Raw genomic sequence first — 4,997 nt, 5'->3', positions numbered from 1 at the left:
ACCGGGACGTCCGGTGGCCGCCCGCCGGGCCGCCCGGTCAGTCGTGGCTGACCTGGACGATGATCTTCCCGTCCTTGGTCATGCGCGGGCGGAAGGTCAGGCCGTTGACGGTCGAGGACGAGCCGGTGCCCGCCCACGTGGCGTCCATCGAGGTGACCATCTTGCTGTCGCGGCCGTTCGCGGTGAAGACGACCCGCGGGCCGTCGGTGCGGACGTCGATGCCGTCCACGCCGTACTTCGGGTCGAGCGGGATCCGCTGCCCGCTCTTCACCTCCACCTCGCAGTCGGCGTCGAGGCAGGCGTTGAGGTCGGTGCCGTCCTTCGCCTCGCTCTTCTTGCCCTTCGGGGCCGCGGCGGGCGCGGCCGCGCCGGCCGCCCCGGCGGACGCGCTCGGCGACGGGACGGGCGCCTCCGCGGCGGTGAGCCGCGCGTCGGTCCGCGCCGCGCAGCCGGTCACCGCGAGCGCGGCGACGGCGGTCGAGCTGATCAGGCCGAGAAACCTTGTCGACATTCTCTGGACTCCTGACGGTGACTTCTCTGTGCACGCCTTGCACTACCCAGAGTAGTCGATCAAGAATCGGACGCCGATCATCTGGGCGGCCATCGACCCAGGTCAGGAGGTTCGCTGCTCGTCCACGATCAAGGTTTGGAGCACCCGGCCGAACTCTCCGTGACCGTCGGCGAGGGTCGCCTCGCACAGCGCGCTGCCGTGCGGGCTGACGCTCAGCGACGCGCCCATGCACAGCCACTCCCCGTCCGGGTCGCGGTGCAGCGCGACGGTGAGGTCGGTGTTGATGATCATCCACTTGGACAGGTCGAGCTGGCTGCCGATCCCGGACGCGCTGTCGGCCAGGGTGAGCGCGCGCACCAGCGGCGAGTCGGTCTCCCCGGCGACCAGCGGGACGCGGGCGCGGGCCCAGGTCGTCCCGGGGCCCGGCACGAAGAACGAGCCCTCGACGAGCCGCCACTCCATCGCCGACAGGTAGCCGTGCGTGTGCAGTTCCGGCGCGGCCGTGAACGTCCGGGCGGCGTCCGGCAGCGGCGGCGCGGCAGGCGCGTGGACGGTCTCGGGCACCCCGGCGGGCGCCGCCAGGATCCGCCAGGCGGTGGCCCGGACGACCGGCCGCCCCTCGTGGGTCATCTCGCCCTCCAGCAGGGCGATCCGCCGCCCCGGGCGGACGACCCGCGCGGTCACCTCCAGCTCGGCGACCGGGACGGGGGAGAGGATCTCGACCGTCACCCGCGCCACCCGGGTGCCGGGCACGGGATCGGTGCGCTCGAACACCCGTCCCATCAGGCCGGCGACCGGGCCGGCGTGCTGCAGCGACGGCGACCACGGGCCCGCCGTGGCCGGGGTGCTGCGGAACCGGCCGCCGCCGAGCGGCTCGTAGAACGCCTCGGGGAGGTCACCGTCCACCGCTCTGCTCCTCTCCACTGTCTAGAACGATATTCTAGATCGTCAGTGGCAGAGCTTCTCCGTGGCGGTGCCGGAGTCGAGCGAGGAACCGGACGCGGGCGACGCCGCCGGCGACGGCGAGGCCACCTTCACCTTCTTCACGCCGTCCCAGTCGGCGCCCACCATCACCTGCACCCGCGACCCCAGCGACGAGACCTCCTTCAGCTTCGCGTTCGGGATCGCCGCCGCCAGGGTCTTCGCCGAGTCCTCGCGGCCCGGGCCGTACTGGATCTGCGTGTGCTGCAGGCCGCGCCGCGCGACCCCCGGCACCACCGTGACGTGGAAGCCGTCCTTCGTCAGCTGGGAGCCCGCGCGCGTCGCCAGCCCCGGCGTCCCGATCGCGTTCAGGACGCGGACGCTGATGTCGTCCGGCGGCACCGTCGGGCCGTCCGACGGCGTCTTCGACGGCGACGCGCTCGGCTTCGGCGCCTTCGTCTCGGTCAGCGGCTCGTCGTGCCGGATCCGGCCGAACAGGTCGTTCGACTTCGCCTCGTCCCACTGGACGGTCGACTGCGGCGTCGGCGAGTTCCACAGCTGCGCGTTGTACCCCGGGTTCGCCAGCGGCACGTTCGCGAACGTCAGGCTGTCGGTCGACAGGTCCTTCATCTGGTCGGCGAGCTTCGGCAGGCTCTTGGCGAGCTCCGGGTCCACCCGCAGCGACTTCAGCGCCGCGTTCAGGAACTTCGTCGACTTCACCGGGTCGCTGAGCGTCTTCGACGACAGCGCCTGCTTCATCATCGACGCCATGAACTGCTGCTGCCGGTCGATCCGGCCGAGGTCGGTGCCGCCGGTCAGCGTGTAGCGCGCCCGCGCGAACGCCAGCGCCTTCAGCCCGTCCACGTGCGACTTGCCCTGCGGCAGCTTCAGCCCGCTCTTCGGGTCGTCGACCGCCTGCTCGGTGCACACGTCCACGCCGCCGAGCGCGTCCACCATGTTGACGAACCCGTAGAAGTTCACCTCGATGTAGTGGTCGATCGACACGCCGGTCGCCTGCTTGATCGTCGCCACCGTGAGGTCGGGGCCGCCGAACTGGTACGCCCAGGTCAGCTTGCCGGGACGGGCCCCGATCTGCTGCCCCTTCGCCCCCTCCGAGCCGTTCGACCGGTGCGCCGGGATCGTCACGTACGAGTCGCGCGGCAGGCTCACGATCGACACCCGGTCGTGGTTCCGGGACACGTGCACCAGCTCCATCGTGTCGGAGCGCTCGCCCGGATCGTGGCCCAGCTTCGCCGCCTTCTGCTGCGCCTTCGTCAGCCCCTCGCGGCGGTCGACCCCGGCCACCAGGATCGTCATCGCGCCCTTCGGGCCGTCCTTGCCCTTGCCGAGCCCGCCGACGTGCACCTTGTCGATCGCGCCCGTCACGTAGTTCTGGAACGCCCACGCGCCGCCCGAGGTCAGCAGCACGAACGCCGACATCGTCCCGGTCAGCGTCAGGAAACGCTTCTGCCGGCGCGCGCTCATCGCCGCCCGCGGGCTGATCCGGCGGCCCGGACGCCGCGGCCCGCGCCCGTCCACCTTCACCCGCGGCGCCGGCATCCCGTCGATGGTGACGCCCTCGATGTCGCCGTCGTCGGCGGGGCCTTCGGCCGCCCCACCTGCGGGTCTGGGCCGGAAGTAGCGCTCCAGCGGGTCGGCGTCGCCGCGTCCCGAGTCGTGCCCGTCTGCCATGCCGACGCCCGCCTCCCGAAGACCTCGTTCTCGCGTGGGTCCACACCACTCTAAAGTGGGGAACACCCGTCCGTTCGCTACCTGGGCCCCGTGTCCTTGCAGTAACGTGGCGCCGTCTTGACCACACCCCGGCGGCCCGCACGCAAACCTGGGTGGCGTGGGCTGCGTCAGACAAGCAAGCGAGAGAGAGGAAGGGGGGCACCCCTCCGGCCGCGGCACCCCGTCGCCACGGCCGAGGTGCGCCCGCGAGCCCACATGAATCCATCTCCCCACGCCCAGCGCACGACACGGCACGGAACGCAGCAGCGCACCGGCGGCGAACGCACCTGGCCCGCGGTGTCGGTGGTCATGCCGGTCCTCAACGAGCAGCGCCACCTGACGGACTCCGTCCGGCGGATCATGACCCAGGACTACCCCGGCGAGATGGAGCTCGTGCTCGCCGTCGGGCCGTCCCGCGACCGCACCGAGGAGATCGCCCGCCGGCTCGCCGGCGAGGACTCCCGCATCGTCGTGGTCGCCAACCCCACCGGGCGCACCCCGCAGGGCCTCAACATCGCGATCAGGGCGTCGCAGTACTCGATCATCGTCCGGGTGGACGGGCACTCGCTGCTGCCTCCCGACTACGTCCGCGCCGCGGTCGAGACGATGGAGGAGACCGGCGCCGACAACGTCGGCGGCATCATGGCCGCCGAGGGCGTCACCCCCTTCGAGCAGGCCGTCGCCCGCGCCATGACGTCCCGGATCGGCGTCGGCAACGCCCGCTTCCACACCGGCGGCGAGGCCGGCGAGGTCGAGACCGTCTACCTCGGCACGTTCCGGCGCAGCGCGCTCGACCGGGTCGGCGGCTACGACGAGACCTTCACCCGCGCCCAGGACTGGGAGATGAACCACCGCATCCGGCAGACCGGCGGGCGGATCTTCTTCACCCCGCGGATGCGCGTCACCTACCGTCCCCGGCCCAACCTGCGCGCCCTCGCCAAGCAGTACTTCCACACCGGGCGGTGGCGCCGCGTCGTCGGCCGCGAGCACCAGGGCACCCTCAACCTGCGCTACCTCGCGCCGCCGATCGCCGTGGTCGCGATGACGGCGGGCGTGGTCGCCGGGGCGTTCGGGTTCTGGCCCGGCTGGCTCCTGCCCGGCGGGTACGCGGCCGCGATGATCGTGGGCGCCGCCGTCGAGGGGCGCGGGCTGTCGCCGTCCGCCTGGGTCCGGCTCCCGCTGGTCTTCGCGACCATGCACGTGACCTGGGGGGTCGGGTTCCTGACCAGCCCGCCGCGGCTCGGCCAGCCGGCGCCCGCCAAACCCGGCGAACCGGTGGTGTAACGGCGAAATCCGGCAGAACTGCCCTGAACCCTCGTGCGTTACCGCACGTCTCAGGGTTAGGTTCGACGGGATCACGCCCGCCGGACGCGAGGAGGTTGCCATGTCCAACGGCGCACGCCACGGAATCGGCGCGGTAGTCGGGATCATCGCGACGGTGGTGCTCTCGCTCTGCCTGACCTTCGGCGCCTACAAGGCGTCCTCGGCGGCGCGGTACGGCACCTACGCCTTCCGCAACTACCACGGGAGCGAGCTGTGGGCCGGGATGGCCCTCCTGCTGGCCGCGGCGGTCGTGCTCGGCCTCCTGGTCGGGTCACGGGTGTCGCCTCTCGCGTCGCTGATCCCGGGCGCCCTCTTCACGGCGGTCGGCCTGCTGTGGCTCCTCGACCCCGTGTGGGCGATGCGGAACACGGCGCGGAGGTCCTTCCCGAACACCTTCGTCATGGGGTACATGAACCTCGGCACGCTCGGGATCCTGTTCCTGCTCGGCCTGGCGCTGGTCGTGGCGTCGGTGCCGCCGTCGCGGTGGCGGGCCCGGGCGGCCGGGGCCGCC

5 protein-coding genes are annotated in these 4,997 nt (G+C 72.3%); 2 read left to right on the top strand and 3 right to left on the bottom strand.

The genetic code is table 11. The features are described from left to right. Positions 1–37: 37 nt before the first annotated feature. From ABZ914_RS46480 to ABZ914_RS46470, 3 genes are all read right to left on the bottom strand, one after another. On the bottom strand, positions 38–511 hold the full coding sequence (locus ABZ914_RS46480) for a hypothetical protein (protein ID WP_500201057.1): 474 nt from the start codon (positions 509–511) through the stop codon (positions 38–40). A gap of 102 nt (positions 512–613) precedes the next feature. Further along, entirely contained in the window at positions 614–1,417 is an 804-nt protein-coding gene (locus tag ABZ914_RS46475; RefSeq protein WP_500201056.1) for a thioesterase family protein, read from the bottom strand. A 42-nt stretch (positions 1,418–1,459) separates the two neighbouring features. Next, positions 1,460–3,124, bottom strand: coding sequence for an LCP family protein (locus ABZ914_RS46470; RefSeq protein WP_500201055.1), 1,665 nt, complete (start codon positions 3,122–3,124; stop codon positions 1,460–1,462). Between the two features lie 255 nt (positions 3,125–3,379). Between ABZ914_RS46470 and ABZ914_RS46465 the strand changes: the two genes are divergently transcribed. After that, complete coding sequence (locus tag ABZ914_RS46465; RefSeq protein ID WP_387021483.1) at positions 3,380–4,447, top strand: glycosyltransferase family 2 protein; 1,068 nt, start codon at positions 3,380–3,382, stop codon at positions 4,445–4,447. A gap of 100 nt (positions 4,448–4,547) precedes the next feature. After that, a partial coding sequence (locus tag ABZ914_RS46460; protein WP_500201054.1) for a hypothetical protein occupies positions 4,548–4,997 on the top strand: 450 nt, incomplete at its 3' end.

This window comes from Spirillospora sp. NPDC046719 (assembly GCF_040645715.1).
Classification (GTDB): Bacteria; Actinomycetota; Actinomycetes; order Streptosporangiales; family Streptosporangiaceae; genus Spirillospora.
This window is presented reverse-complemented; position numbering and strand designations above follow the sequence as displayed.